This is a genomic window from Streptomyces sp. NBC_01214 (genome assembly GCF_026340975.1).
GTDB lineage: Bacteria > Actinomycetota > Actinomycetes > Streptomycetales > Streptomycetaceae > Streptomyces.
In genome coordinates, this window is sequence record NZ_JAPEOS010000001.1 from 4,586,985 (window position 1) to 4,613,897 (window position 26,913).

A 26,913-nucleotide genomic window follows, 5' to 3' on the forward strand; every position below is an offset into this window, starting at 1 on the left:
AGCGGGACAGAAGGGCGAGGAGGGCCTCGTGGATACCTCAGAAGACGGCCGGCTCATTCGTGCACCCCGGGCCTGGTTCCGGTCCCGGGTGCGGACCGCCACCGTTCTGTGTGCGGCGGCGGCTCTTGCAGCGGCCGCCGTCCCGGCCTCCGCGCAGGGCCCCGGGGCCGTATCGGCTCCTGCGGAACCCCTCGTGGTCGTCGACTGCTTCTCGCAGTCCCAGGTACGCCCCGAGGAGTACCTGCTGGCCTGCGGGGACGGCAACAACCGCCTCGTCGGACTGACCTGGGACACCTGGGGGCCGAAGACCGCGACGGCCACGGGCACCGACATGGTGAACGACTGCGTCCCCTACTGTGCCGCGGGCCGCTTCCGGTCCTACCCGGTGACGGTGACGCTGAGCGCTCCGGAACCCTGGCCGGGCCACCCGGACGTCGAGCGCTTCACCACGATCCGGCTCCTCTACACGGACACCGCACCGGCCCCGGTCCCGAAGGACGTCACGTACAAGCTCGTGTACTGACCGACCGGACGACGCTCCGTACGGCCCCGGAGCCGCGGCGAGCGGCTCCGGATCCGTCGCCAGACGGGCGTGGAGCTCGACGTCGTAGCGGACCCCGTCGTAGGCGAGCTTCTGGCGCTGGTGGCCTTCCACGGCGAAGCCCGCGGCGCGAGCGACCGCGCACGAGCCGGGGTTGTTCACCCGGTGCCCCAGTTCCAGCCGGAACAGTTCGGCCTCGTGGAACGCCCAGCGGGCGAGGGCCCGGCAGGCCTGAGTGGCCACGCCCCGACCCCGGGCCGCAGCCGTCGTCCAGTAGGAGACCCAGCCGACCGAGTGCCGCCGGTTCACCGCGCCGACCGACACGTGTCCGAGCACCGTGTCGGCCCCGTCCACGACGCAGAAGGCGAAGGCGGAGCCCGCCTCCCACTCGGCGGTGCGCTCCGCGATCCACCGCTGCGCGTCCTGCGGTGAACCGATGGGCCGGCTGGTCTGCTCACGCATGAGGGGATCCGCGAACGCGGCCGTCACCGATGCCGCGTCGCGCAGGGCCCATCTCCGGAGCACCAAACCCGAGGAAACTTCGAGACGTTCGCGCATGCCGCGAGTCTTCCTCCGCGCCCGCCGCCCTGTCATCCCGTTTATCGGACTCCCCGCGCCGAACGGGTCCCGGTCAGCCGGGGCCGGTGGACGCTCGCGCATGCAGGTGAGCTCTTCGGCTATGTCGCGTCTCGTGCCGTTGGATTTGACTGGGGTCATGACGAAGACGACGAGGACGACGAAGAACGAGAACGCCACGCAGACCACCGACCTGACCACCGATGCGCACGCGCACCGGGACGCCGCCGGTGGCATCACCCTGGTGATCGGGGGTACCGGCAAGACCGGCCGGAAGGTTGCCGAGGGGCTCACGGCTCAGGGCCGCCCCGTCAGGGTCGGATCCCGCCGCGGCGAGCCGGCCTTCGACTGGAACGATCCCACGACCTGGCTTGCGGCGCTCGAAGGCGTGGACCGGGTGTACGTGACCTACTACCCCGATCTCGCCTTTCCCGGGGCGGCCGTTCAGGTGACGGCCTTCGCGGAGGTGGCGGTCGCGGCCGGGGCGCGGCGCCTGGTGCTGCTGTCGGGACGCGGCGAGGAGGCGGCGCGGACCAGCGAGGAAGGGCTCAAGGCCACCGGCGCGGACTGGACGATCGTCCGGTCGAGTTGGTTCAACCAGAACTTCGACGAGAGCTTCTTCCTCGACTCCGTCCGGGCGGGCGAGATCGTCCTGCCGACGGCGGACGCGGTCGAGGCGTTCGTCGACACCGGGGATGTGGCCGACGTGGTGGTGGCCGCGCTGACCGACGACCGGCACATCGGCAAGACGTACGAGCTGTCGGGGCCGCGCCTGATGGGCTTCGAGGACGTGGCCGCGGAACTCTCGAAGGTGACCGGCCGTGAGATCGCCTATGCGCCGATCCCGATGGACGACTATCGTGCGGTCCTGCGGGAGAACGGGCTGCCGGAGGAGTTCGCCGAGCTGTTCACCCTGATCCTGGACGGGCGCAACGCGCACCTCGTGAACGGGGTCGAGGAGGTGCTGGGGCGGCCGCCCCGGGACTTCTCGGACTTCGCCCGGGAGGCGGCGGCCACCGGCGTCTGGGACGTCCGGGCGGTCTGATGCGGACCGCCCGCGCCCGGGTTCGTGCCGGGGTGTTGTTCCGTCGTGGGGAGGAAGTGCACATGGACATGTTGGCCGGTCTCCTGGCGGGCCCGCAGGCCCGGGGTGCGTTCCTGCTCAAGTCGGTGCTCGACCCCCCGTGGTCGGTGCGGATCGAGGACCGTGCCCCGCTGTCGGTGGTGACCATGGTGCAGGGCTCCGCCTGGCTGCTGCCCGACGATCAGGGCGCCGAGCCGGTACGGATCGGCCCCGGGGACGTGGCCGTCGTACGGGGGCCCGTGCCCTACACGGTCGCGGACTCGCCGGACACCCCCGTCCAGATCACGGTCGGGCCGGACCAGCGGTGCAGTACGCCGCAGGGGGAGGACGTTTCGGAGTCTATGGCGCTGGGCGTGCGGACCTGGGGCGTCGCCCGCCCGGGCGCAGGGGCGGCGGTGATGCTGAGCGGTACCTACCAGGCGCCCGGTGAGGTCGGCGGCCGGCTGCTGAGCGCGCTGCCCACGATCCTGGTGAGGCCGGCCGGAACCGCCGACGCCACCCTGATCACGCTCCTCGGCTCGGAGATCTCCAGCGAGGAGCCCGGCCAGGAGGTGGTCCTGGACCGGCTGTTGGACCTGCTGCTGATCGGGGTGTTGCGGGCGTGGCTCGCCGCACCCGGGTCCGGCGCCCCGGGCTGGTTCCGGGCGCAGGGCGATCCGGTGGTCGGGCCGGCGCTGCGGCTGCTGCACGAGAGCCCTGCGTACGGGTGGACCGTGGAGGAACTGGCCCTGAAGGTGGGCGTCTCCCGGGCGTCGCTGGCGCGCCGCTTCACGGAGGTCGTCGGGGAGCCGCCGGTCGGCTATCTGACGGGCTGGCGCCTGGCGCTGGCGGCCGATCTCCTGCGGGAACCGGACGCCACGGTCGAGAAGGTGGCCCGCAAGGTCGGCTACAGCAGCGCCTTCGCACTGTCCGCCGCCTTCAAGCGGGTCCGCGGGGTCAGCCCGCGGGAGTACCGCTCGGGGACGACGGTGCCGGCCGCGGCGACGGCTCAGGGCCCGCGGGGCACGGTCGTTCTCGGTCGGGCCGTTTCCTGAGGGCGGTTCCGCACGACACCCCCTCAGGGGGCGAGTGAGAGCCTGGCGACGCGTTGGTCACCGCTGAGTTCGCCGGTGGGAAGGAAACCGAGGCCGAGGTAGAAGGGCTCGGGGCTGTTCGCGCCGGTGTTCCAGCTGACGTACACGTCGTGGATGCCGCGGGCGCGGATTTCTTCGGTGGTCGCTCGGACGGCGAAGCGGCCGTAGCCCTTGCCCTGGTGGCGGGCGTCGATGTTGAGGCGCCAGATGCCGCTGCGCCGGTCGTCGGGGTCGGCGGCCGGGTCCCAGACGATGTCGTGGAAGGCCATCACGAAGCCGACGGTCTCGTCGCCGTCGACGATGGCCCGGGGCCAGGCCGTCGCGCTGTGCACGTACGCCTCGGCGAGCGACTTCACCACCGGGGAGACCAAGTGGGCCTGGTCGGGGCGGACCTGTATCGCGCAGACCGCGTCGAAGTTGTCACCGGTGACGGGCTCCAGGCGCAGCGGGCCCGGTGCGGGGGTGTTCAGGGCTGACATGGTGCCAGCGTATCCCCGGATCCGACGCTCCCCGGCAGTGCGCAGCAATGGCTAAAGATTCACCCAAGGGGTCAGCGAACCCCGGCGGGAGATCGAACAGGTGATGTCACGATCGGGCGTTCGCGTTCAGAACGCGTCGCACCGCACCGCACCGCACTGCATCGCACTGCATCGCACCGTGCCGTATTGACTGTTGGAAGAGGACGAGAGTCGAATGACCATCAACCCGACGCCGCACGATCCGACCCGGCCGCCGACCCCGTCGACGACACCGGGCCGGCCGCAGAGCACCCGGCTCGCCGCTACCCTGATCACGCTGTCCACCGTTCTGGTGGGTCTGATGGCCGGACTGTTCTTCGCCTTCGACGTTTCGGTGATGCCGGGGCTGGCGGCCGGCGACGAGCAGACGTACGTCACCGCGATGCGTGCCTTCAACCAGGCCATCGACGGCAATCCGCTCTTCGGCTCGGTGTTCCTGCTGGCTCTGGTGGCGGCCGCCGCCTCGGCGGTGGTGGAGTACCGCGGGGGCCGCCGCGCCACCGCCCTGTGGGTGGGGGCGGCCGCGATCGCGTACCTCGTCGCCCTCGTGATCACCTTCGGCGTGAACATCCCGCTCAACAACGAGCTGGCCGACGGGGGCGCGGTCGAGCAGATGACGGACTTCTCGATCGTCGAGCGGTTCAAGACCACCTGGGTCACCACGAACATCGTCCGCACCCTGCTCTGCACCGCGGCCCTCACCGCTCTCGCCCGCGCGACGCTGCTCCACGGCCGCACCACGCGCTGATCGCACCGGGTGCGTCCGCCGGGGAGTCCCTACGCCGGGGAGGGGACTCCCCGGTCAGCCGGCGCGGGAGGCGATGATCCGTGCGCACTCCAGGGATTCGGTGTGCGTGGTGTTCACCTCGAGGTCGTAGGTCACCCCCCGGTGCACGGCGTCCGCCTGCGCCGCGGCCATGCCCCTGACCCGGTCCCCCCGCGCGATCTCCCGGCCCGCGGCCACCGCCTCGTCGCACCGCACGCCGACCCACAGGACCGGCACGTCGCCCAGCGCGTTCCGCCACCGCTGCTGGGACGCCGCCCCACCGAGGAACACGTCGTCGACGACGATCCGCGCGCCCGCACGGGCCATCGTCACGATCCCCTCGGTCCAGGCCGCCTCCAGCGCCCGGAAGGTCGCCCCGACGCTCACCGTGCCGTCCGCCGCGATCTCGATCCCCTCCTGGGCCTCCTGCATCGCGGCGGGCAGGGCGTCGACGAACGCATCGCACCCGAACGACAGCCACGGGTCGGGCAGCACGGCCTGCAGGCACCGTACGATTCCGGACTTCCCCGAGCTGGAACCACCGTTGAGAATGATCATCTGAGTCACCGCGCCACAGTAGGGCGCCGACCGTCCGGTACGGAACAGAGGTGGGTGGACCCCGATGCGCCCGGGGAAAACCGGGTGCGGCCGCCCGCGCGGCCTTGGGATCATGCCGGAATGGTCCACCGACTCGACCCCCTGGTACTCCGGCACGTCCACCGCATCCCCCGCCCCGCGGGACCCGCCGGCGAAGGCGCCGTCGCCGCGCAGCAGTTCGACGCCGCCCTGATGTCCGTGGGCTTCAAGCTCTCGGCAGAGCTGCTCGAACACCTGTCGGGACTGTCCGGGTCGGCGGTCGTCGACACCGCCGTACCGACGCTGGGCACCGTCCGGGAGATGGTCGGCGACCACGTCCAGCACAACGCGTACTTCATCGACTTCCCGGCCAACGTGCCGGACACCTTCGACTTCTGGATGCGGTGCATCGCCGAGGCGCTCGCCGACGACGACGCGCGCGTGAGCACGCTGGAGCAGCTGAGCACCGGCGTCGTGAACCTGCTCACGCTCCCCTCGTACGGGAACTACCGGCACACGTACGCCGAGATGCTGACCCACCACGACGAGCTGATCGCCGCGGCGGGCGACCGCATCACGGTCCTGCACCTCGGCGCGGCCCCGGAGGACGAACTCACCTCCCTCTACCTGGCCCTGGCGGGCAGCACCACGCCCCTGGGCGAGGACGGCCTGCGGGACCTGCGGGACCTCGCCGGCCACTGCACGGACGGACCGCAGCCCGCGGAGATCCCCGTACGGGAGAACCGGGCCGTGGTCAACGAGGCCCGGCTGAAGGCCGGTGCGAGCCTGCTGCTGGACACGGTCACCGACGTGCTCCGACTCGCCTGCGCGCTCGCCGGCGGCGACGTCGGCCTCCAAGAGCCGACGCGGCTGCGCGGGCTCTCCCGCCCGGTGCGCCGGGCCCTGCTCGCGGGCCTCGACGCGGTCGTCGGCGCGGCGCCCGCCAAGCTCGCCGACGTGCACGCCCACCGCGAGATGTGGAAACGGCTCGGCGAGCGGCTGCACCCGCACGAGTACCCGCAGTGGCCGCACGCGGCGGACGCGTTCGCCGTCGCCCGCGGCGAGAAGGCGGTGCGCACCTTCGACAGCCGGGTGGAGGAACTGCACGCCCGGATCGACCCCACCGGCGCGGCCGAGCTGCTGAAGGCCGCGCCCGGCAAGCTGCTGCGCTCCTTGGACCGGCTGCTGCGCTCCGCCCACACCCAGGACGAGCGCGACGCGGTCGTGGCCGCCGCCGAGCAGGCCGTCCCCGACGCCTCCGGCCGGGTCCTGCTGTCGGTGCGCGAGCACCTACACAACCGCGCGCAGGAGACCGGAGAGCAGCGGGTGTTCGTCAACCGCTCCGGCCGGGCCTGGGTCACCGAAGACACCCGTCCGCCGGTGTTCGCGCCCGAGCGCAAGCGGATGATCGCCGCGATCGACGCGGAGTTGCGCCGCCGGGTGCCCGCCGCGGACCACCTGCTGATCGACCCGGACGTCCTGGACGTGGCGCTTCCGCTCAGCGGCAAGGCGACCGCGCCCGGGTTCGGCGTGCTGCCCCGCGGCTCGGTGTCCCGGGTCGACGGCGAGCTGCTGCGCTTCTTCGTGTACTGGAAGCAGACCGCGCGCAGCACCGACTACGACCTGTCGGCGGCACTGCTCGACACCGACTACTCGACCGTCTCCTGGCTGTCGTACACCAACCTGACCGAGATCGGGGGCAAGCATTCCGGCGACATCACGAACGCGCCCCACGGGGCCTCGGAGTTCATCGACCTACGCCTGGACGCGGTTGCCGCCACGTGCATCGTCCCGCAGGTCCACATCTACTCCGGGGAAGGCTTCGAAGAGGTAGCGGAGTCGTTCTTCGGGTTCATGTTGCGCGAGACCGAGCAGAAGGGACGACCCTTCGAGCCGCGTACGGTGCGCATGAAGTCGGACCTGCGCGGTCCGGGCCGGGTCGCGCTGCCGCTGGTGTTCCTGCGCGGGTCCGACGGCCGGTGGCGCGCCAAGTGGCTGCACCTGTGCCTGACGGGGTCCCCGTCGTACAACCGGGTCGAGGACCACCGGGTGACGGTCGCGACGCTGATGCGCGCCGTCGTCGAGCGCGAGCAGCTCACCGTCCGCTACCTCATCGAGCTGATGACCGGCAGCGCGACGACCGTCACCGTGTGGGACGGGAAGACCGTTCCGGCGGGTCCCGTCACCTACGTCGGCCTGGAGCGGCCCGAGAAGCTGCACCCGGGGTCGCGGATCGTCACCCCCGAAAACCTGCGTGACCTGATCCCCGCCTGAGTGTTAACGTGACCGTGGCGAGGCCATGAAGGGGCTTCCTTCTCAACACTCCTAAAATAGCCCCTTCGCTTTCCTCGCCACCGACTTGAGACCTCCGGCCGTCTCCGCATCACGCGGGACGGCCGGAGGTCTTTCCGTGTCGGACGCCGGGCCGCGGGCCGGGCGGGATCAGCTCGGCTCAGCCCAGGAAGTCGGCGACCAGCTCGGCGAAGGCCTCCGGGGTGAGGACCTCGACACCGAGCTCCGCGGCCTTGACCGCCTTCGAACTGGGCTTGCCGCTCGCGGAGGGCGCGGAGACCAGGATGGTGGTCTTGGCGCTGACGCTGCTGCCCGCGCGCCCGCCCGCCTTCTCGATCAGTGCGTTCATCGCGTCCCGGCCCTGGCCTTCGAGCGCTCCGGTCATCTTCCCGGTCACCACCACGACCTTCCCGGCCAGCGGACCCGACTCCTGCGCCGCCGCCGCTTCCTGCGGCTCGCTCATGTTGACGCCCGCCGCGGCGAGCTTGTCGATGACCGGCGCCAGGGCGGCGATCTGCTCGACGATCACCGGAGCCTTCTCCGGACCGATGCCGTCCACGGCCTGCATGGCCAGGGCATCGGCCCGACGGACGGCGTCCATCGTGCCGAAGTGCCGGGCGATGCGGCGCGAGATGCTGCGTCCGGTGCCCAGAACGCCCAGCGCGCAGACGACACGGCTCAGTGGCCGGGCCTTCGCCGCCTCGATCTGCTCGGCGAGCTTCGCGGCCCGCTTGGCGCTGCCGGAAGCGGTGGTGAGCTGCTCCAGGGACAGGGTGAACAGGTCGGCGACGTCCATGACGTCACCGGCGTCGACCAGGGCCTTGACGTACGTCCTGCCCAGCCCGTCGATGTCGAGCATCTCGCGCCCGGCGGCGTACTCGACGAGGGCGGGCAGCGCGCAGGCCGCGCCCTGCGCGCAGCGCCACCGCTCCTGCGTCTTGTCGATCTCCCCGCCGCAGTGGGGGCACGCCTCGGGCAGCGGCACCTCCGCCGCTCCGGCCGGGCGCAGCGCCACCACGGCGGCCTGGACCCGCGGGATGATGTCGCCCGCCTTGTAGACCGTCACGGTGTCGCCCAGGTGGAGGTCACGGCGCCGGATGTCGGCCGGGTTGTGGAGGGTGGCCCGGGTGACCGTGGACCCGTCGATCAGGACCGGGGCGAGTACGGCGGTCGGGGCGAGCACCCCGGTCCGGCCGACCTCCCACACCACGTCCTCCAGCACGGTCTGCCGCTCGACGGCCGGGAGCTTGAAGGCGACGGCGAAGTAGGGGAACCGGCTGCCCAGCCCCGCCGCTTCCCGCTCGCCCGCGTCGTTGAGCTTGATCACGACGCCGTCGATACCGAACGGCAGCCCCGCGCGCAGGGCGGCGATCTCGTCCACCCGCTGCTGGGCCTCGGCGAGGGTGGCGACCACGTGCAGTCCGACCGGGGTGTCCGCGGTCGTCCGGACGCCGGCCCGAGCGACCGCGGCCAGGGCCTCGGCGTGCGTGGCTCCGGCGGGCAGGAACGATTCTCCGTCCAGTTCGACCGCGCCGTACGTCCAGAAGGTCATCATCAGCCGGTACGGGCGGTCCTTGGCCCGCAGCGTGCCGGCCGTGCCGTTGCGGGGGTTGGCGAAGACCTGAGCGCCGTGTGCCGTGCGGACCGCGTTCGCCGTCTCGAACTGCTCCTGGGTGAACAGCACCTCGCCGCGCACCTCGAACGTGGCCGGTACCGGCAGCCGCTCGGGCAGGCCTTCGATCTGCCCGATGACATGGCTGACGTCCTCACCGGTGCTGCCGTCGCCCCGCGTGATGATCTGCACCAGCCGCCCCGCCCGGTACCGGGCCGCGACGGCCGCGCCGTCCAGCTTGGGTTCGACGGTGAACCCGCCGACCGGAGCCCCGCCCAGCCGCCGCTGGAGGGACTCGCCCCACGCCAGCAGGCCGTCCGGGTTGAAGACGTTGTCCAAGCTGAGCAGCCGGGTGGTGTGCGCGACGTCGCCGGCCGGGGCGGCGCCGTCGCCGACCTGCCCGGTGGGGGAGTCGGCGGCGGCCTCCTCGGGGTGCTCCGCCTCCCAGGCCAGCACCGCGAGCCGGAGCTGGTCGTAGGTGGCGTCGTCCATCGGGCCGTCGCCGTCGGCGTAGTACGCCCCCGATGCGTCGCGCAGGCGCGCGAGGGCGGCCTCGTACGCGGAGCGGCTGGACGTGCTGGACAGCGCCTGATCGGCGGAAAGGTTCATCATGGGAGTGATCCTCTCGCGAGCCACTGACAATCGCCCCGGCCCGCCCCGGCGCGCTCACCGCCGCCCCCTCGCGGTGGGCGGGCGGGCCGTCACGACCCGCCCGCCCACCGCGTGTTCACCCTCGTCGTACGGGCTCCGCCGCCCGGGCCGCGGCGCTTCCCGCCGACCGTTCCGCCGGGGCGGCCTCCGCCAGCCGGTCCGCCGGGTCCGCCGGGTCCGCCGGATCCGCCGGGCCTTCGTGGACGGTCGGGCGCTCCGCCCAGAACGCCCCGGACGCCGAGCGCCGGGCGAGCATCACCAACACCCCTACGAGGCTCAGGCCGAGCGCGATGACCAGCGGCGGGCCGAAACCGAACCAGGACGTCCCACCGGAGGAGTTCGCGGGGTCCGCCATGTCGACGACCGCCTCGACGAGCAGCCAGATCAGCATCCCCGCTCCGACGAGGGGACCGGCGCCGATGAACAGGAACTCGCGCACCCCCGCGGTCAGCAGGCGCCGGTGGTAGACCGCGCAGGCGATGCCGGTGAGGGCGTAGTAGAAGGCGATCAGCAGGGAGAGGGCCGTCAGCGAGTCGGCGAGCGCGTTCTCGCTGATCTGGTGGATGAACAGGTACCAGACGGTGGCCGTGCCGGCGACCCACCAGGTGCCGACGGCGGGCGTGCGGTACCGGTCGTGGATCACACCGAACCGGCGGGGGAGGGCGTGCCTGCGCGCCATGGACAGCGCGGTGCGGGACGCCGGGATGATCGTCGTCTGGGTCGAGGCGAGCGCCGAGGTGGCGACGGCGAGCAGGACGATCCAGTCCCAGCCGCCGAGGGCCTCGCGGGCCAGGGAGGCGAAGACGGCCTCCTCGTCGTCGGCGTGCGCGGTGAGATAGCCGGTGCCCGCGAACGCGACCACCGCGAAGGCCACGGAGACGTACGTGGCCAGGAGGACCACGGTCGACCAGATGCCGGCCCGGCCCGGGGCGGAGGAGGGGTCCTTCGTCTCCTCGGTGAGGTTGACGGCCGACTCCCAGCCCCAGTAGACGAAGACACCCAGGAGCAGCCCGCCGGTCAGCGCCGTGCTTCCGGCCCCGAACGGGTCGAGCCAGCCGACGGACGGGCGCAGCGCGCCCGGAGAACCGGATCCGGCGTAGACCCGGTACAGGGCGACGCCCGCGAAGACGAACAGGCAGACGGTCTGCAGCAGTACGAGGACGTTCTGCAGACGGGCCGCCGCCTGGGTGTCCCGGACGCACAGCGCCGCCATCGTCACGATCACCAGCACGGTGAGCGCCTGGCGGATCGGCGTGTTCCCGGCCCAGCCGTCCAGACCGACGGCCAGCAGACCGAAATTGACCGCGACGTCGGCGAGCGAGCCGACCACCAGTACCCCGGTCATGGTGATCGCCCAGCCGCCCAGCCAGCCGGTCGTGGGCCCCAGCGCGCGCGTCACCCACGAGAAGGTCGTGCCGCAGTCGGGGTCCGCCCGGTTCAGGTAGTAGAAAGCGGAAGCGATGAGCACCATCGGAACGAACGACGCGAGCATCACCCCGGGGGCGTGGACGCCGACCAGGGCGACGATCGGCCCGATCACGGCGGCCAGGGAGTACGCCGGCGAGGTCGCGTTCAGCCCGATCGCGAGGGCGTCGACGAACCCGATCGCGTTCGGTCTGAGCGTGGCGGTCGCGGCGGACGTCCGCGGGGTGTCTTCGACCATGGTCCCTCACTGGTGCACTGTGAACGGGGCGTGAATGCGATGAGGAAACCCGTGCTCCGTACAGGGGGTCAATGGTGTTGGCATAAGCGCCCGCGGAAGGCCGGGTCAGCCGTGCCCCGCAGCGCCCCCGCCCCCGGCGCCCGCCGCCTCCCCGAGCTGCCTCTCGGCGGTGTCCAGCAGCATGTCCAGCGCGACGGGGTACGCGCTGTGGGGCATTCGGACGGCCAGCAGTCCCGCGGTGGCCGCGATGTTCGGGTACGCGTCGGCCGGCAGCCGGGCGTACGTCGATTCCCACCGCTCCTCGTCCGACGCGCGCGCCTCGTCCGTCAGTGCGAGGGGTCCCGCGTCGAGCGCCGCGAAGGCCAGGGCCTGGTCGATGTAGGCGTGGTAGATCCGTACGGCGTCCACGTCCGCGAAGCCCGCGCCGCGCAGGCTGCCGAGGATCGCCTCGTCGGCCGCGATCTCGCGCGGCCGGCCGCTCACCCGGCTCGCGGTCAGCAGTGCGGCCTGCGGGTGGGCGAGGTAGGCGCCGTGGATGCGCAGTCCGAGTGAGCGCAGGTCGTCGCGCCACCGCCCGGTGGGGACCCAGCCGTCGAGCGCCCGGCCGATGAGCTCCTCGCCGATGGCCAGGGTCAGACCGTCCATGCCGTCGAAGTACCGGTACAAGGTGCTGGGGTCCGCCCCCAGAGCGGCGCCCAGCCGCCGGGCGGACAGGCCCGCGCTCCCGTGCTCGCGCACCATCCGCAGGGCCGTCTCGACGATCAGCCGCTCGGAGAGCACCGTCCCCTGCCGGGTCGGGCGCCGCCGCCTGCGGGCCTCCTCCGGGACCACGTCCTTCGCCATCGCCCGCCTCCGTCCATCCTTATGCCAACACCATTGACCTTATCTCGGACGGAACGGTTCCATCAGCCCCCTGAGGCGCACGCCTCACAGAGAAAGGACCTCGCCATGCGTGTTCTGCTTGTGGGTGCCGGCGGTGTCGGGAGCGCGATCACCAAGATCGCCGCCCGCCGCGACTTCTTCGACCACTTCGTCGTCGCCGACTACGACCCGGCCCGCGCCGAAGCCGCGGTCGCGGCCCTGGGCAGCGACGAGCAGCGGTTCAGCGCCTGCCGCGTCGACGCCTCCGACGAGGCGGCGGTCACCCGGCTGCTCACCGAGCGCGGCTGCGACGTCCTGATGAACGCCACCGACCCGCGCTTCGTGATGCCCCTGTTCAACGCCGCGCTCGCGGCGGGCAGCCACTACCTCGACATGGCCATGTCCCTCTCCCGCCCGCACCCCGAGCACCCGCACCGCGAATGCGGTGTGAAGCTCGGCGACGAGCAGTTCGAACGGGCCGAGGAGTGGGAGAAGTCGGGCCGCCTCGCCCTCGTCGGCATGGGCGTCGAGCCCGGACTCTCGGACGTCTTCGCCCGCTACGCCGCCGACCACCTCTTCGACGACATCGAGGAGATCGGCATCCGCGACGGGGCGAACCTGGCCGTCGAAGGCTACGACTTCGCCCCGTCCTTCAACATCTGGACGACGATCGAGGAGTGCCTGAACCCTCCGGTGGTCTACGAGCGCGAGCGCGGCTGGTTCACCACCGAGCCGTTCAGCGAGCCGGAGGTCTTCGACTTCCCCGAGGGCATCGGCCCCGTCGAGTGCGTCAACGTCGAGCACGAGGAGGTCCTCCTGGTCCCGCGCTGGGTCGGAGCCCGCCGGGTCACCTTCAAGTACGGGCTCGGCGACGACTTCATCGGCAAGCTGGGGACCCTCCACGCCCTCGGCCTGGACTCCACCGAACGGGTCGCGGTCCGCGGCGAGGACGGCAGCACGGTCCGGGTCTCGCCCCGCGACGTGGTCGCCGCCTGCCTGCCCGATCCGGCGACCCTCGGGGACCGGATGACCGGAAAGACCTGCGCCGGCACCTGGGTCAAGGGCACCAAGGACGGCCTGCCCCGCGAGGTCTACCTCTACCACGTGGTCGACAACCAGTGGTCCATGCGCGAGTACGGCTCCCAGGCCGTCGTCTGGCAGACCGCCGTCAACCCGGTGGTGGCCCTCGAACTCCTGGCCACCGGCGTCTGGTCGCAGCCCGGCGTCCTGGGCCCCGAAGCCCTTCCGCCGCTCCCCTTCCTGGACCTGCTCACCGCGTACGGCTCCCCGTGGGGCATGCGGGAACAGGGAGACGCCCCGGGCAACTGACCGCCCGGCACACCGGAGGGGCAGCGCCGAAGACGGCGCGCCGCCCCTCCGGCGGCCGCCCGACGGACCGGAACGGGGCGCGACACCACGCCGCACCGAACCATGCGGCGGCAGCGGTACGCCTGTTGCATCCTGGCCCCTGTCGCAGATCTCGAGCCGGGGGCGGAACATGTGGTCAGTGGTGTCGGCGAGTGACCTGCCCGTGGGGGAGCGCTTCGACTGGTTCTCCGACACGCTCTCGCGGGAGGTGGTGCCCACCGCGCTGAGCACCGAACGGCCCGCCGAGTTCCAGGCCGAGGCCGCTGTCCTGGAGCTCGGCGAACTCCGTTTGGCCAGGCTGGAGTTCTCCCCGCTCAGCTCGCGGCGCACCCCCGCGCTGATCCGGCGCGGGGACCCGGGACAGTACCAGCTGGGCCTGATGCGAGGGGGACGCGCGTTCCTGGCCCAGCAGCGCAACGAGTGCGGTGTCGGCGCCGGGGACATCCTGCTCTGGGACACCTCCCGCACCTCCGACGTGCAGACCGCCGCCGATGACGGCCTGGTACGCCTCGCCATGCTCCAACTTCCCCAAAACGCACTGCCGTTGAACGAGGACCGGCTCGGTCGGCTGCTCGCCCGCCGGATCCCGGGAGACCAGGGCGTGGCAGCGGTCCTGACCGCCTTCGTGGACGCACTCGAAGGCCACGGCGGCCAGTGCTCCCCGGCAGAGCTGCACCGGCTCGGTACGGTCGCGGTCGACCTCGTCTCCGCCTGTCTGGCCCAGCACCTGGACGCCGAGGCCGAGCTCCCCCCGGAAGTCCGAACGCAGGCGCTGCTCCAGCGCGTCTACGCCTTCATCGACCACAACCTCGCCGACCCGGCCCTGACCCCGTCGGCGATCGCAGCTCGCCACCACGTCTCGGTCCGCACCCTCCACCAGCTCTTCCGGCGGCAGGGCGACATCGAGACCGTCCGGGCCCGGATCCGCCGGCGTCGCCTGGAGCGGTGCCACAGCGACCTCGCACGCCCCGAACTGATGGACCACCCCGTGCACGCGATCGCCGCGCGCTGGGGTTTCAGCGGCCCGGCGGTCTTCAGCCGGTCCTTCCGCGAGAGGTACGGCCTCACCCCGACGGAGTTCCGCGCGCTGAGCGTCAAGGGCGGCCGAGCCGTGGGCACTTCGTCGTGACGCGTCCCTTGCTCCGCCGGAAGTGGCGGAACACTCCAAGATCGACTCGTGATCCTTGTCCCTGGTGGCGGCCACGGTCCGTGTTCGCCCTGTCGCAGACTTGCGGGACGTGGCGGCTCCACCCGTTGCCGCGTCTTAGGCCCGGTCGACCCAAGGACTGCACACATGAGCGAGCGCGTTCTCACCCCCCGCAACCGGGGCTTCCTCTTCCTCGACTCCCACCCGGCGGGCTGCGAGCGGCTGGTCGCCGACATGTGGCGGGCGTGCCCCGACCCCGTCGACCCGCCCGAGGGGGCCGGGCCGGTGGCGCTGATCATCGGTTCCTCGGCCGGATACGGCCTCGCGGCCACGGTCGCCGGACTCAAACGCGCCGGAATCCGTGGCATCGCGGTCTCCTTCGAGAAGGCCCCCACCGAACGGCGCACCGCCACGGCCGGCTGGTACCGCACCGCCGCCACCGCCGACATCGCCCGCACCGCCGGGCGGGATCTGGTCTTCCTCAACGGCGACGCGTTCTCCGACACGATGAAGAACGAGGTCGCCGACCTCATCGAACGGCGTTTCGGCGGCAGGCTGGACTACCTGGTCTACTCGGTCGCCGCGCCCCGGCGCACCGACCCGGACACCGGCACCACGTACGCCTCCGCCCTCAAGCCGATCGGCCGGGCGAACCGCACCAAGACCCTCGTCTTCGACGACCAGGGCGTTCCCGAGGTGCGCGAGGTCGAGACCGGGCCGGCCGAGGGCGATGACGTCGAGCAGACCGTGGCCGTGATGGGCGGCGCGGACTGGGAACGCTGGATCGACCACCTGGCCGGTCGGGGACTGCTCGGCGAGGGCTTCGCCACCGCCGCGCTCTCGTACATCGGCTCGCCGCTCACCGCGGCGATCTACCGACAGGGCACCATCGGCGCGGCCAAGACCCACCTGGAGGCCACCGCCCGCACCCTGAACGAACGGCTCGGCACGGCGCTGGGCGGGCGGGCCGTGACCTCCGTCAACGGCGCCGCCGTCACCCAGTCCTCCACCGCCATCCCCGGCATCGCCCTGTACACCGGCCTGTTGCGCGGTGTCCTCGGAGCGGACCTGGTCCCGCCGGTGCATCAGCTCGCCGCCCTGTGGGACCAGCTCACCGGTGCTGTGCCCCTCGTCCTGGACGACGAAGGCCGGGTCCGCCTGGACACGTGGGAACTCACCGACGACGTCCAGGCGGCCGTCGCCGAGCGCTGGGCGACCGCCACGACCGACACCATCGCCGGCCTCGCCGACCTCGACTGGTTCCGCGCCGAAGTCCAGCGCCTGTACGGATTCTCCGTGCCGGGCGTCGACTACGCCTCCGCAGTGGCCACCGACGTACCCTGGCCCGTGCCCACCCCCTGATCCCGGCGCGGGCCCCGTTGCCGGTCCCTCGACCGGCAACGGGGCCCGCGTTCTGCGCCGGGTGGGCGGCGGTCACTTCACCGAGCCCGCCATCACCCCCTGGACGAAGTGCCGCTGGAAGGCGAAGAAGACGATCAGCGGGACCACCAGGGACAGGAACGCCCCGGGCGCGAGCACCCCGATGTTGCTCCCGAACTGCCGCATCTGGGACTGCAGCGCCACCGTGAGCGGCTGGGACCCGCTGTCCGCGAAGAGCAGCGCCACGAGCATGTCGTTCCACACCCAGAGGAACTGGAAGATGGCCAGGCTCGCGATGGCCGGGCGGCCGAGCGGCAGCACCAGCCGGGAGAAGATCCGCCACTCGCTGCCGCCGTCCATCCGGGCGGCTTCCAGCATCTCGCGCGGTATCTCCGCGAAGTAGTTGCGCAGCAGGAAGATCGCGAACGGCAGCCCGTAGGCGACGTGGAAGAGGATCACGCCCGCGACCGTGCCGAACAGCCCCACCGCACCGAAGAGTTTGGCCACCGGCAGCAGCCCGATCTGTACGGGTACCACCAGCAGCCCGACGACCACCAGGAAGACGGCGTCCCGGCCGGGGAACTCCAGCCATGCGAAGGCGTATCCGGCGAGCGACGCGAGGGCGACCACCAGGGCGGTGGTGGGCACGGAGATCAGGACGGTGTTCCCGAAGGCCGCCGCGATGCCGGAGTCCTTCAGTAGGGCGCCGTAGTTGTCCAGGGACAGCCGGGACGGGTCGGCGAGCGCGGTCCACCAGCCGTCCGAGGCGTTGTCGCCCTCGGAACGCATGGAGGAGATGAGCAGGCCCGCCAGCGGGGTGATCCACACCAGGGCGACCAGGATCAGCGCGCCCTGGACGAGGGAGTTGCTCAGCAGGCGCGACAGCCGCTTCCCGCGCCCGCGTCCGGTTCCCCGTGCGGGCCCCTTCGCCGGCGGGCCGGGAAGGGGGTGGACAGCCGCCGTCCGCCGGGACGGTCGGCGCTCGATGGTGCCGCGGCCGCTCATGCTCCACTCCTTCGGAAGCGCCGGATGTTGAAGACCATCGCCGGGACGACGAGCAGGAGGAGCACCACGCTGAGCGCGCTGCCGAGTCCCTGGTCGTTGCCGCCGCCGAAGGAGACCAGCCACATGCGGGTGGCCAGCACGTTCGCCTCTTCCTGGACCGGCCCGGGCGCGATGATGTAGACGAGGTCGAAGACCTTCATCACGTTGATCACCAGGGTCACGAAGACGACGGTGAGCACCGGGGCGAGCAGCGGCACGGTGATCTTGCGGAAGATCTGGCCCTCGGAGGCGCCGTCCATCCGCGCGGCCTCCAGCGCGTCCCGCGGGATGGCCGCGAGGCCGGCGCCGATCAGGACCATCGCGAAGCCGGTCCACACCCACAGGTAGGCGCCGATGATGGCCGGTGTCACCAGCGCCGGACCGAGCCAGTTCACCCCCTGGTACGGGGCCGCGAAGTTGGCCGCGGGCAACCTGACCGTGTACGGGGCGTCGGCCAGCCCGGTGAAGCGGAAGGACCCGTCCTCGGCCGTGACGGCGGTGGCGGCCACCCGGCCGTCCCGCACGGCCTCGACCGTCATGCCGGGCAGCCCGTTCTCCCCCGGGTCGATGCGGCCCGGGGTGCCGGCGCCGCCGGGGGCGAAGTCGAGGTAGACGACACCCCCGATGTCGTCCGGCCGGGGCGCCGCGGGGGCCGCGGCCTTCGCTCCGGCCGGCATCGCGTCGGGTGCCACCCCGATGAAGCCGAGACCGACGGAGTGGCCCGGACGGACGGCCTCCTCGGTGGTGTAGGGGCCGCCCGGCCCGCCCGCCAGGCCCTGGCCCTCCCGGGCACGGGCCGTCGGATAGGCGGCGGTGTCCACGAAGCTGTCGTGGACCCCGACGACGGCGGCGTTGAGCACGCCCCGGGCCGGGTCCTGGTCGTAGGCGAGCCGGAAGATGATGCCCGCGGCGAGGAACGACACGGCCATCGGCAGGAAGAGCACGAGCTTGAACGCGGTCGCCCAGCGCACCTTCTCGGTGAGCACGGCGAGCATCAGCCCGAGTCCGGTCAGCAGCGTCGGGGCGACGACCACCCAGAGGGCGCTGTTGCGGATCGCCTTGAGGGTGGCCCGGTCCTGCACGATCGCCGCGTAGTTGGCGGCCCCTACGAAGCGGTCGCCGTCGGCGTCGAAGAGGCTGCGGCCGACGGAGAAGAGGACCGGGTAGACGACCAGCGCGCCGAGCAGCAGCAGGGCGGGCAGGACGAAGACGACCGCGAGGCGGCGTTTCCTGCGCTGGGCCCGGCGCCGCCCGTCGGCCGTGCCGCGGGCGGCGGTCATGGTGTCAGCCATGGGAGGCGCCTCAGTTCCCGTAGGCCTTGGCGGCCTCGGCCTCGAGCTTCGCGGCCGTGCCCCGCGGGTCCGACGGGTCGCGCAGGAAGTCCTGGAGGAGCTTCCACTCGCCCGCGCCCTTGGTGCCGCCGAACGCGGCCGGGGCCTGGTCCGACATGTCGAAGCGGATCGAGTCGCCCGCCGCGATGAGCGAGTCGGCGGTGCTGCGGGTGATCTCGTCCCCGTACGCGGTGAGGTCGAGCTCCTTGTTCGGGGACAGGAAGCCGCCGGCGCGGGCCCAGACTTCGGCGGCCTCGGGGCCGGACAGGAACTCGAGCAGCTTCATGCCGGCCCCGGCGTTCTTCGCGTCCTTGAGGACGACGGCCGCGTCACCGCCGCTGACGACCGGTGCCTTGCCGCCGTCGACCGCGGGGAACGGGAAGAACTTGGCGTCCTTGCCGGGCTTCTTGCCGAACTGGTCCTTGGCGATGCCGCCGACGAAGTCACCCTCGTAGACCATGCCCGCCTTGGGCTCGGGGCCGAAGACCTGCGCGACCGACGTGGGGAAGTCGGTGCTCAGCGCGGTCTGGGCGCCGCCGGCGACGAGCTGCTTGTCCTTGAACAGTTCGCCGAGGGTGGTGAGCGCCTTCACGACGCTGTCGTCGGTCCACTTGAGCTTGTGCTGGGCGAGCTGGTCGTACTTCTCCGGTCCGGCCTGGGAGAGGTAGACGTTCTCGAACCAGTCGGTGAGGGTCCAGCCGTCCTCGCCGGCTATGGCGAAGGCGGGGCGGCCGGAGTCGGCGAGGGTGCGGCCGGCCTTCAGAAGGTCGGCGTAGCTCGTGGGTTCGTTGACACCGGCCTGGGCGAAGGCCTCCGGGGCGTACCAGACGGTCGACTTGTGGGCGGCCTTGAAGTAGAGGCCGTAGTACGTGCCGTCGACGGTGCCGTAGTTCCGCCACACCGGGGCGAGGGTGGAGCCGGCCTTGCGGACGGTCTGGTCGGACAGGGGCTGGAGCCAGCCCTCCTTGGCGAACTGCTGGAGCACGCCCACTTGGGGAACCATCACCACGTCGGGCGCGTTGCCGCCTTCGATCTTGCTTCCGACGAAGGTGGAGACGTTGTCGCCGGAGGGCACGAAGACCGTCTTGGCGCCGGTCTTCTCGGTGAAGGCGTCCAGGACCTTCTTGAAGTTCTGCTGCTCGCTGCCGGTCCAGACGCCTGCCACGGTCACGGTCTGGCCGCTCAGTTCGCCGCTGCTCGCGGGTCCGGTGGTCTGGCCGCAGGCGGTGGCACCGAGGGCGAGGGCGAGGGCCGCCGATGCGGTGGCCGCGGTCCGCCGGGTCGTCTTGCTGGGTCGTCGCATGGGGGAGTCCTTGTCTGGAGGTCCGGGACACGGGGCGGAGCCCGGACTGCGCGGGGGAGGAAGGAAGAGAGGAAAGAGGAGAGGAGGAAGAGGGGGAGGTCAGGGGCCGGGGGTCACGGGGCCGGGCATTCGGCCGTCCACCAGGCGGCGGTCGCCGCGGGCAGGACCCCGTCGGGACAGGGGCCGCTGGCGAGCAGCGGGGTCCCGGGGACCGGGGCGGGTACCGGCTCGGTGCCGAAGTTCACCGCGCAGACCAGGCCGTCGCCGCGGCTGATCGCCAGCACCCCAGGAGGCGCGTCCAGCCAGCGCAGGGGGCCTTCGCCGAGCTGCGGCAGGGTGCGCCGGAGCTGGAGCCCGTCACGGTAGAGGTGCCAGAAGGAACGGGTGTCGGCCAGGGCGCGGTCGGTGGCGTGCTCGGCGAACCACTCGGGCTGCGGCAGCCACGGCTTGGCCCCGGCCGCTTCCCCGGAGAAGCCGAACGGCGAGGCGTGCCCGGACCAGGGCAGCGGCACGCGGCAGCCGTCCCGGACGTGCTTGCGGCTGCCCGTACGGTGGAAGATCGGGTCGGTGAGGACCTCGTCGGGCAGGTCGAGGACCTCGGGGAGGCCGAGTTCCTCGCCCTGGTAGACGTAGGCGGCGCCGGGCAGCGCGAGCATCAGGAGGGCCGCGGCGCGGGCGCGGGCGGCACCCAGTCCGCTGCCTTCCACCCCGGGCTCGCCCGCGTAACGGGTGACCGTGCGGACCTGGTCGTGGTTGTTGAGGACCCAGGTGACGGTGGAACCGGTGCCGGCGATGTCGCGCATCGCGTCGGTGATCGTCGTGCGGAAGGCCTCCGCGTCCCAGGGGGCGCTCAGCAGGTCGAAGAAGAACGCCTGGTGCAGCTCATCGGGGCGGACGTACTCGGCGTGCTCGCGCGCGGTGGGCACGGACACCTCGCCGACCAGTAGCCGTTCGCGGCCGTCCCGGGCGGTGTACTCCTCGCAGACCGAGCGCCAGCGCCGCCACACGCCGTGGACCTCGGGCTGGTTCCAGGCCAGCTGGTTGACGGCGTCGCGGGCCCGCTCGTCGGCTCCGGGGTCGCCGGAGTCCGGCAGCGCGGGGTGCTTGAACAGTCCGGCGGCGACATCGATGCGGAAGCCGTCGACCCCTCGGTCCAGCCAGAAGCGCAGCACCTCCTCGAAGTCGTCGCCCACGGCCGGATCGCGCCAGTTCAGGTCGGGCTGCTCGGGCGTGAAGAGGTGCAGGTACCACTCGCCGGGGGCGCCGTCGGGCCCGGTGGTCCGGCTCCAGGCGGGACCGCCGAACATCGCGCGCCAGTTGTTGGGGGGCTCCGTACCGTCCGGGCCGCGGCCGGGCGCGAAGTGGAAACGGGCGCGCTCCGCGCTGCCCGGCTCCGCGGCGAGCGCGCTGCGGAACCACGGGTGCTCGCTGGAGCAGTGGTTGGGAACGATGTCGAGGAGCAGCTTCAGCCCGAGCCGGCGGGCGTCGGCCACCAACCGGTCGAACTCCGCGAGGTCGCCGTAGACCGGGTCGACACCGCGGTAGTCGGCGACGTCGTAGCCGTGGTCGTGCTGCGGCGAGGGGTAGAAGGGGCTGAGCCAGATGCCGTCGACACCGAGCTTGCGCAGGTAGGGGAGCCCGGCCCGGACGCCGGCCAGGTCGCCGATGCCGTCCCCGGTGCTGTCGAGGAAGCTGCGGACGTAGACCTGGTAGATCACCGCGTCGCGCCACCAAGGGGCCGAGGTGGTGGCGGTGGGAGAGGGGTGGCCGGTAGCGGCCGGAAGGGTGCTGAGCATCTCGCGTCGACCTGTCTGCTGAATGCGAGAGCGCTCCGGATCGGTGCGCTGTTATGCATGCATGTTAAGTAGCGGCGACTGGAAGGTGTCAACGATGTGTCCAGAAACAGCGAAAAGTTGGGGTGGTTTGTGCGCGTTTGCCCGCATGTAAAAGAAAGGGCCTCTACTTAACATGTAAGTAGAGGCCCTGGGGGAGGGAGCGGAAGAGTGCGATCAGCCCTTGCGGGAAATGGTCCCGAGCTCGCGCGCGAGCCGCGCCGCCGCCTGCTCCGGCGTTTGGCGCAGCGCCAGTACGTCCTGCGCCACGGCCTGCACGGCGAGGCTCACCTGGTCGTAGCGCGGGCTCTTGGGACGCGGCACCGCCGACAGCACGCTCTGGCGCAGCGTGGGCAGGTACGGATGTGCCCGGACCAGCTCGGGATCCTCGTACAGCGCGGCGCGCACCGGAGGCAGCGACCCCTTGGTGAGCACCTGCCGCTGGACCCGCTCGCTGGTGAGGTAGGAGATCAGGTCGGCTGCCGACGCCGGATGCCGTGCACGACTGCTCACGGCGAGGTTGGAGCCGCCCAGCACGCTCGTGCCGGGCCCGTCGGGCCCGGGCAGCGGCACCGCGCCGAACTTGCCCGCGACCTTCGACCCCTCCGCGCCCGCGTCCGCGTACACGTAGGGCCAGTTCCGCAGGAACAGCAGCCGGCCCTCCTGGAAGGCCCGCCGCGACTCCTCCTCCTTGTAGCCGAGCGCGTCGCGGGAGATCCAGCCCTCCCGCACGCCGTCCGCGAGGAAGCGCAGCCCGGCGCGCGCCGCGTCGGAGTCCACGCTCACGCGGGCGCCGTCGTCGCGCAGGATCGATCCGCCCGCCGAGTGCACGGCCTCGGTGACGTTGACCGTGAGCCCCTCGTACGGCAGGAACTGGCCCGCATAGCCGTCCAGTCCGTACTTCGGCGCGATCGTGCGCGCCTGGCGGATCAGCTCGTCCCAGGTGCGCGGCGGCTGCTCGCCCTCCTGGTCCAGGAGGTCCTTGCGGTAGTACAGCAGTCCCGCATTGGTGACGTACGGGACCGCGTACAACCGGCCGTCGAAGGTCGCGGTGTCGACGACGGGCCGCAGGAAGGCGTTCAGCGGGAAGCGCTCGCGCCGGAGCGGGGAGATCCATCCGGCCGCCGCGAACTCGGAGGTCCAGGCGACGTCGATGTTGAGGACGTCGAACCGATGGCGGCCCGATCGCAGCTCGCTGATCATCTGGGCCCGGGTCTCGTCCGCCGAGTCGGGCAGCTCGACGAGCGTGACGCGCTCGTCGGGATGGGCTTCGTTCCAGTCCGCCAGGAGCGGCGGGAGGTAGTCCGTGAGATCGCCCGCCGTGACGAGCGTCAGGGGACCGCGAGCCTGGTCCTCGGAAGCAACGCCCGCCCCGGCACGGACACCGAGACCGGTGTAGCCCGCCAGTACGACCGCCCCGACCAGGAGAGCTCTACCCGCGGCACGCATCCACCGCATAGATTCCTCCCAGTGCACGATCCGGCTGCGTCGCCGACCATCGTGGCCTATATATACCCGTTAGGCATGGGCGATACTAGACGCGCAGGCAGACGAGACGGACGGCGGCGCGACTTGGCCCGCTGCCGAGTGAACCGTTGACTACGGAGCGGGAAGGAGGGGGAGCGAGTGCGGCTGGCGCTCCTTGCGCTCCTCACCCGTAGCCCTGCGCACGGTTACGAGCTGAAGCAGGACCTTGAGAAGCTCCTGGGCGCCGCGTACCCTCAGCCCAACGTCGGCCAGATCTACGTCACCCTCGGACGGCTGGAGAAGAGCGGCCTCATCGAGGGCGAGGACGTCGAACAGTCGGGACGCCCCAACAAGCGCACGTACAAGCTGACGGACGCCGGACGCGAGGCCGTACTGGCCTGGTTCGAGGACGCCACCGAGGAGCCCCGGGTACGGGACGAGTTCTTCATGAAGCTCGCGCTCGCGCCGCAGTCGGGTCTGGCCGATCCGGTCGCACTGATCAACAAGCAGCGGCGGCAGTACCTCAACACCATGCGGGACCTGTCCAAGCTGGCCGCGGCGGAGGACCGCGACAACAAGATCTCCCAACTGCTGATCGAGGGCGCGATGCTGCACCTGCAGGCCGACCTCGACTGGCTGGAACGCTGCCAGGAGGAGCTGGAATGAGCGACGCCGCCACCACCGCCGCTCCCGGCGCGTCCGCCGAGCCCATCGTGCGGGCCGAGGGCCTGACCAAGACGCACCACGGCGAGGGCGTACCGGTGCGCGCCGTGCGCGGGGTGGACCTGTCCGTCCGGCCCGGCGAGTTCGTCGCGGTCACCGGACCCTCCGGAGCCGGCAAGTCCACGCTCCTGCACCTGCTGGGCGGCCTCCAGCGGCCCGACAGCGGGAAGCTGTGGATCGGCGGGGAGCGGGTCGACGCGTACCGCGAGGCCCGCTGGGCGGTCCTGCGGCGCCGCAGCATCGGCGTCGTCTTCCAGTTCTTCAACCTGGTCTCCAACCTCACCGTCGCCGACAACGTCGAACTCCCCGCCCTGCTCGCCGGCGCCTCCCCGAAGGCCGCCCGCGCATCCCGCGGCGAACTGCTCGCCGAACTCGGCCTCGAAGGCCGCGAACGCTCGATGCCCGGCGAGCTGTCCGGCGGCGAGCAGCAGCGGGTCGCACTCGCCCGCGCTCTGGTCAACCACCCCGCACTGCTGCTCGCCGACGAGCCGGCCGGCAGCCTCGACAGCAAGGGCACCCGCGAGGTCCTGCGACTGCTCTCCCGTTTCCACCAGCGCGGCCAGACGATCGTGATGGTCACCCACGACGCCCGGATGGCCAGCGCCGCCGACCGCGTCATCTCCTTCTTCGACGGGCGCATAGCCGACGACGCACAGCTCGGCGGCGGACGCCGCGGGCCGGCCCGCGGCGTCTCCGGCGTGCTGGACCTGGACCTGGAACTCAAGGAGTGACCGTGCGGGCCACGCTGCGCTGGGCGCACGCCGACTTCCGCGCACACCGCGGCGAAGCCCTCTTCGTCGTCCTGGCCAGCGCCGGCATCATCGCCTCGCTCCTGCTCGCCGGCGCACTGTTCAGCTACGCCGCCAACCCCTGGCAGCGCGTCTTCAACCAGTCCCACGGCGCACACCTCTGGCTCCACACCCGCGCCGGTGCGGACACGGCCGCCCTGTCCCGCGTGGACGGGGTCGCCGCCCTCTCCGGGCCCTACCGCACCACGGCCACGACGGTCGAGTCGCGCGGCGCCCGAGCCGGAGTGACGCTGCGCGCGGCCCGGGCCGTGCCCCCGGAGACCGGACGACCGCTCGTCACCGACGGCAACTGGCTCGCCCGTCCCGATACCACCGGTGCCGGCACCGGCGCGGGTACCGGTAGCGGCGCCCTCGTACTGGAAGCCTCCGTCGCGCGGGCCCTGTGGGCGGAGCCGGGCGACACCGTACGGGTCACCGGCCCGGACGGCGCACCGCACGCACTACGGGTCAGCGGGATCGCCGAGGTGGCCGAGCCGCGCTACCACCCGGGCGGCGGGCCCGGCATCGGATGGGTCCTCGACGACACCCTCGACGAGGTCGCCCACGGCGACACCGGCCAGAGCGTGGGCCTGCGCCTGCACGACCCGGACGACACCGACTTCACCGTCCAGCGGGCCGTGACCGTCCTGGGCGCCGACCGGGTCGCCCAGGTCACCAAGTGGCAGCAGGCACGGGCCGAGGCGGGCGGCGACGACCGGCTGCTCGGGCAGATGTTCGCCGTCTTCGGGCTCGGAGCGCTGCTCGCGGCCGCGCTCGCCGCCGCCGGAGCGATCGGCGCCCGCGTCCGCGGGCAACTGCGGGACATCGCGATCCTCAAGGCCGTCGGCTTCACCCCCGGCCAGGTGACCCGCGGCTTCCTCGTCCAGCACCTGGCCTTCGCCCTCCTCGGCGTGGCGCTCGGCACGGCGGCGATCGCCCTGCTGGGCGCCCGGATACCCGGACGGATCGGGGAAGCGACGGCGGTGTGGCAGGACCTGCCCGGCCATACCGCGCTCATGATCGGCATCCCGTGCGGTGCGGTGCTGCTGATCGCGGCCGCGACCGGGCTCTCGGCCTGGCGGGCCGGCCGGGTCCCACCGGTGCCGGTGGCCCGGGCGGCGCTGCCGTCCGCCGCGCCGATGACCGCGCTCGGCAGGCGGGCCCTCGGCGTACGCGTGCCGCCCGCCCTGGTCCTGGGGTGGCGTGCGGCCTTCCCGCGGCGCGGCCGGACGCTCGTCCCCGTCGCCCGGCTCGCCCTGCCGCTGGTCCTCATCACGGTCGCACTCGTCGCTTGGTCGACGCTGGACCAGTTCCGCAGCCGGCCCGCGCAGATGGGACTGCCCGCGGCACTGACCGTACGGGCCGGGCAGTCGGCCGGGACGTCCGACGCGGAACTGGAGCGGACCCTCGCCGGGGTCCGGGGCGTCGCCGCGGTCCACCCCGGCGCCGAGATGGCGGCGCTCGTACCGGGTCAGACCGGCACCATCACGCTCCGCGGCCTGGGGACGGCCCGGGACCCGTACCCCGCCGAGGTGGTGGAAGGGCGCGCGGTCAGCGGTCCGGACGAGGCGGTGGCCGGACAGGGGCTGCTCGACCTCCTCGGGGTACGGGTCGGCGCGTGGGTGCGGATGACCGTCGAGGGCCGACCACAGATCCTGCACGTCGTGGGCCGCACCATCGAACCCGAATCCGGGGGCCGGGTGATCACCACGAGCATCGACGCGCTGCGCGAGCGCGATCCGGGGCTACGACCCGACTTCCACGCCCTCGTGCTGCGCGAGGGCGCGGACCCCGAGGCGGTGAGCGCCGCGCTCGCCGGGGCGACGGCCGGGGCGCTGGAGGTCCGCGAGACGCCGAACCCGGTCGACCGGCTGGAACCGGCGCGCGCGGTGATCGCGGCCCTGATCGCGGTCCTGGCGCTGATCGGGCTGATCGAGCTGCTGACACTGATCGGGACCGGCGTACGGGACCGCGGCCGGGACCTGCTCGCGCTGAAGGCGATCGGGCTGACGCCCCGCCAGATCGGCGCGATGATCGTGACGGCCGCCGGGCTGACGGCGCTGGCGTCCGCCGTGGTGGGTACGACGGTCGGGGTGCTGTCCGGCAGGTGGCTGGTGGACACCCAGGGCGCGTCGAGCGGGATCGGCGCGGGCATCGCCCAGCTGCCGCCGCTCCCCGTGCTGTTCACCGTGATCGTCGGGGCGGTGCTGGGCGCGGTGGTGGCGGCGGTGCTCCCGGCGACACGAGCGGCACGCAGGCGGCCGGCCGACTCGCTGAGCGAGACCCTCTGACGCTCTGACGCTCCGACGCTCCGACG

21 protein-coding genes and 1 pseudogene are annotated in these 26,913 nt (G+C 72.3%); 11 read left to right on the top strand and 11 right to left on the bottom strand.

Annotated features, from left to right (window positions below):
- Positions 1-28 precede the first annotated feature (28 nt).
- A complete protein-coding gene (locus tag OG594_RS21545; RefSeq protein WP_266601388.1) occupies positions 29-523 on the top strand; it encodes a hypothetical protein in 495 nt (164 codons plus the stop codon).
- 147 nt (positions 524-670) lie between these two features.
- Here OG594_RS21545 and OG594_RS47130 read toward each other — a convergent pair.
- Positions 671-1,354 (bottom strand): annotated as a pseudogene (locus tag OG594_RS47130) (GNAT family N-acetyltransferase); the annotation flags it as partial.
- Between OG594_RS47130 and OG594_RS21555 the strand changes: the two are divergent.
- Together OG594_RS21555 and OG594_RS21560 are read left to right on the top strand one after the other, a co-directional pair.
- The gene (locus tag OG594_RS21555) at positions 1,257-2,162 is read left to right on the top strand and encodes an NAD(P)H-binding protein (protein WP_266601390.1); all 906 of its coding nucleotides are present in this window, start codon (positions 1,257-1,259) and stop codon (positions 2,160-2,162) included. The pseudogene OG594_RS47130 and the gene OG594_RS21555 overlap by 98 nt on opposite strands.
- A 62-nt stretch (positions 2,163-2,224) precedes the next feature.
- Positions 2,225-3,235, top strand: a complete 1,011-nt coding sequence (locus tag OG594_RS21560) for an AraC family transcriptional regulator (RefSeq protein WP_266601392.1) — start codon at positions 2,225-2,227, stop codon at positions 3,233-3,235.
- Between the two features lie 23 nt (positions 3,236-3,258).
- On the opposite strand, the gene OG594_RS21565 is transcribed toward OG594_RS21560, so the two are convergent.
- Entirely contained in the window at positions 3,259-3,753 is a 495-nt protein-coding gene (locus tag OG594_RS21565; RefSeq protein ID WP_266601394.1) for a GNAT family N-acetyltransferase, read from the bottom strand.
- A gap of 214 nt (positions 3,754-3,967) precedes the next feature.
- Between OG594_RS21565 and OG594_RS21570 the strand changes: the two genes are divergently transcribed.
- Positions 3,968-4,540 carry a DUF1772 domain-containing protein gene (locus tag OG594_RS21570; protein WP_266601396.1) on the top strand — a complete coding sequence of 191 codons (573 nt, stop codon included), beginning with the start codon at positions 3,968-3,970 and terminating at the stop codon, positions 4,538-4,540.
- Between the two features lie 54 nt (positions 4,541-4,594).
- Here OG594_RS21570 and cpt read toward each other — a convergent pair whose 3' ends face one another.
- Positions 4,595-5,116 carry a chloramphenicol phosphotransferase CPT gene (cpt, locus tag OG594_RS21575; protein ID WP_266603117.1) on the bottom strand — a complete coding sequence of 174 codons (522 nt, stop codon included), beginning with the start codon at positions 5,114-5,116 and terminating at the stop codon, positions 4,595-4,597.
- Between the two features lie 120 nt (positions 5,117-5,236).
- Here cpt and OG594_RS21580 point away from each other — a divergent pair, with 120 nt between their 5' ends.
- Entirely contained in the window at positions 5,237-7,408 is a 2,172-nt protein-coding gene (locus tag OG594_RS21580) for a TerD family protein (protein WP_266601398.1), read from the top strand.
- 178 nt (positions 7,409-7,586) lie between these two features.
- Here OG594_RS21580 and ligA read toward each other — a convergent pair whose 3' ends face one another.
- The 3 genes from ligA to OG594_RS21595 form a co-directional block, all read right to left on the bottom strand.
- The gene (ligA, locus tag OG594_RS21585) at positions 7,587-9,650 is read right to left on the bottom strand and encodes an NAD-dependent DNA ligase LigA (RefSeq protein ID WP_266601400.1); all 2,064 of its coding nucleotides are present in this window, start codon (positions 9,648-9,650) and stop codon (positions 7,587-7,589) included.
- A 115-nt stretch (positions 9,651-9,765) separates the two neighbouring features.
- Positions 9,766-11,352, bottom strand: coding sequence for an APC family permease (locus tag OG594_RS21590; protein WP_266601402.1), 1,587 nt, complete (start codon positions 11,350-11,352; stop codon positions 9,766-9,768).
- A gap of 105 nt (positions 11,353-11,457) precedes the next feature.
- Positions 11,458-12,195, bottom strand: a complete 738-nt coding sequence (locus OG594_RS21595) for a TetR/AcrR family transcriptional regulator (protein WP_266601404.1) — start codon at positions 12,193-12,195, stop codon at positions 11,458-11,460.
- 105 nt (positions 12,196-12,300) lie between these two features.
- Here OG594_RS21595 and OG594_RS21600 point away from each other — a divergent pair, with 105 nt between their 5' ends.
- The 3 genes from OG594_RS21600 to fabV all read left to right on the top strand — a co-directional run bounded on the left by OG594_RS21600 (position 12,301) and on the right by fabV (position 16,090).
- On the top strand, positions 12,301-13,542 hold the full coding sequence (locus tag OG594_RS21600) for a saccharopine dehydrogenase family protein (RefSeq protein WP_266601406.1): 1,242 nt from the start codon (positions 12,301-12,303) through the stop codon (positions 13,540-13,542).
- Positions 13,543-13,711: 169 nt separating this feature from the next.
- Positions 13,712-14,710, top strand: coding sequence for a helix-turn-helix domain-containing protein (locus OG594_RS21605; protein WP_266601408.1), 999 nt, complete (start codon positions 13,712-13,714; stop codon positions 14,708-14,710).
- Positions 14,711-14,875: 165 nt separating this feature from the next.
- The gene (gene fabV, locus OG594_RS21610) at positions 14,876-16,090 is read left to right on the top strand and encodes an enoyl-[acyl-carrier-protein] reductase FabV (protein WP_266601410.1); all 1,215 of its coding nucleotides are present in this window, start codon (positions 14,876-14,878) and stop codon (positions 16,088-16,090) included.
- A gap of 72 nt (positions 16,091-16,162) precedes the next feature.
- On the opposite strand, the gene OG594_RS21615 is transcribed toward fabV, so the two are convergent.
- From OG594_RS21615 to OG594_RS21635, 5 genes are all read right to left on the bottom strand, one after another.
- Positions 16,163-17,113, bottom strand: coding sequence for a carbohydrate ABC transporter permease (locus OG594_RS21615; RefSeq protein WP_266601413.1), 951 nt, complete (start codon positions 17,111-17,113; stop codon positions 16,163-16,165).
- A complete protein-coding gene (locus OG594_RS21620; protein ID WP_266601415.1) occupies positions 17,110-18,444 on the bottom strand; it encodes an ABC transporter permease subunit in 1,335 nt (444 codons plus the stop codon). Before OG594_RS21620 ends, OG594_RS21615 begins: the two co-directional genes overlap by 4 nt.
- A gap of 10 nt (positions 18,445-18,454) precedes the next feature.
- Entirely contained in the window at positions 18,455-19,786 is a 1,332-nt protein-coding gene (locus OG594_RS21625; protein WP_266601417.1) for an ABC transporter substrate-binding protein, read from the bottom strand.
- 113 nt (positions 19,787-19,899) lie between these two features.
- Positions 19,900-21,582: a glycoside hydrolase family 13 protein gene (locus tag OG594_RS21630; protein WP_266601419.1), complete on the bottom strand. Its 1,683-nt coding sequence runs from the start codon at positions 21,580-21,582 to the stop codon at positions 19,900-19,902.
- Positions 21,583-21,795: 213 nt separating this feature from the next.
- A complete protein-coding gene (locus OG594_RS21635; protein WP_266601421.1) occupies positions 21,796-23,076 on the bottom strand; it encodes an ABC transporter substrate-binding protein in 1,281 nt (426 codons plus the stop codon).
- 168 nt (positions 23,077-23,244) lie between these two features.
- On the opposite strand from OG594_RS21635, the gene OG594_RS21640 reads away from it, so the two are divergent.
- From OG594_RS21640 to OG594_RS21650, 3 genes are read left to right on the top strand one after another with little or no spacing between them, the layout of a single operon-like run.
- Positions 23,245-23,751, top strand: coding sequence for a PadR family transcriptional regulator (locus OG594_RS21640; protein WP_266601423.1), 507 nt, complete (start codon positions 23,245-23,247; stop codon positions 23,749-23,751).
- Positions 23,748-24,539 (top strand): ABC transporter ATP-binding protein, encoded by a 792-nt coding sequence (locus OG594_RS21645; protein WP_266601425.1) that lies wholly within the window; start codon positions 23,748-23,750, stop codon positions 24,537-24,539. The genes OG594_RS21640 and OG594_RS21645 overlap by 4 nt, the downstream gene beginning before the upstream one ends.
- A 2-nt stretch (positions 24,540-24,541) precedes the next feature.
- A complete protein-coding gene (locus tag OG594_RS21650) occupies positions 24,542-26,887 on the top strand; it encodes an FtsX-like permease family protein (RefSeq protein ID WP_266601427.1) in 2,346 nt (781 codons plus the stop codon).
- Positions 26,888-26,913: the final 26 nt, after the last annotated feature.

Excerpts from the sequence above, each read along its gene's own strand:
- OG594_RS21555 (WP_266601390.1), top strand. The coding sequence starts at position 1,257 with ATGACGAAGACGACGAGGACGACGAAGAACGAGAACGCCACGCAGACC.
- OG594_RS21560 (WP_266601392.1), top strand. The coding sequence starts at position 2,225 with ATGGACATGTTGGCCGGTCTCCTGGCGGGCCCGCAGGCCCGGGGTGCG.
- OG594_RS21565 (WP_266601394.1), bottom strand. The coding sequence starts at position 3,753 with ATGTCAGCCCTGAACACCCCCGCACCGGGCCCGCTGCGCCTGGAGCCC.
- OG594_RS21570 (WP_266601396.1), top strand. The coding sequence starts at position 3,968 with ATGACCATCAACCCGACGCCGCACGATCCGACCCGGCCGCCGACCCCG.
- cpt (WP_266603117.1), bottom strand. The coding sequence starts at position 5,116 with ATGATCATTCTCAACGGTGGTTCCAGCTCGGGGAAGTCCGGAATCGTA.
- OG594_RS21580 (WP_266601398.1), top strand. The coding sequence starts at position 5,237 with ATGGTCCACCGACTCGACCCCCTGGTACTCCGGCACGTCCACCGCATC.
- ligA (WP_266601400.1), bottom strand. The coding sequence starts at position 9,650 with ATGATGAACCTTTCCGCCGATCAGGCGCTGTCCAGCACGTCCAGCCGC.
- OG594_RS21590 (WP_266601402.1), bottom strand. The coding sequence starts at position 11,352 with ATGGTCGAAGACACCCCGCGGACGTCCGCCGCGACCGCCACGCTCAGA.
- OG594_RS21595 (WP_266601404.1), bottom strand. The coding sequence starts at position 12,195 with ATGGCGAAGGACGTGGTCCCGGAGGAGGCCCGCAGGCGGCGGCGCCCG.
- OG594_RS21600 (WP_266601406.1), top strand. The coding sequence starts at position 12,301 with ATGCGTGTTCTGCTTGTGGGTGCCGGCGGTGTCGGGAGCGCGATCACC.
- OG594_RS21605 (WP_266601408.1), top strand. The coding sequence starts at position 13,712 with ATGTGGTCAGTGGTGTCGGCGAGTGACCTGCCCGTGGGGGAGCGCTTC.
- fabV (WP_266601410.1), top strand. The coding sequence starts at position 14,876 with ATGAGCGAGCGCGTTCTCACCCCCCGCAACCGGGGCTTCCTCTTCCTC.
- OG594_RS21615 (WP_266601413.1), bottom strand. The coding sequence starts at position 17,113 with ATGAGCGGCCGCGGCACCATCGAGCGCCGACCGTCCCGGCGGACGGCG.
- OG594_RS21620 (WP_266601415.1), bottom strand. The coding sequence starts at position 18,444 with ATGGCTGACACCATGACCGCCGCCCGCGGCACGGCCGACGGGCGGCGC.
- OG594_RS21625 (WP_266601417.1), bottom strand. The coding sequence starts at position 19,786 with ATGCGACGACCCAGCAAGACGACCCGGCGGACCGCGGCCACCGCATCG.
- OG594_RS21630 (WP_266601419.1), bottom strand. The coding sequence starts at position 21,582 with ATGCTCAGCACCCTTCCGGCCGCTACCGGCCACCCCTCTCCCACCGCC.
- OG594_RS21635 (WP_266601421.1), bottom strand. The coding sequence starts at position 23,076 with ATGCGGTGGATGCGTGCCGCGGGTAGAGCTCTCCTGGTCGGGGCGGTC.
- OG594_RS21645 (WP_266601425.1), top strand. The coding sequence starts at position 23,748 with ATGAGCGACGCCGCCACCACCGCCGCTCCCGGCGCGTCCGCCGAGCCC.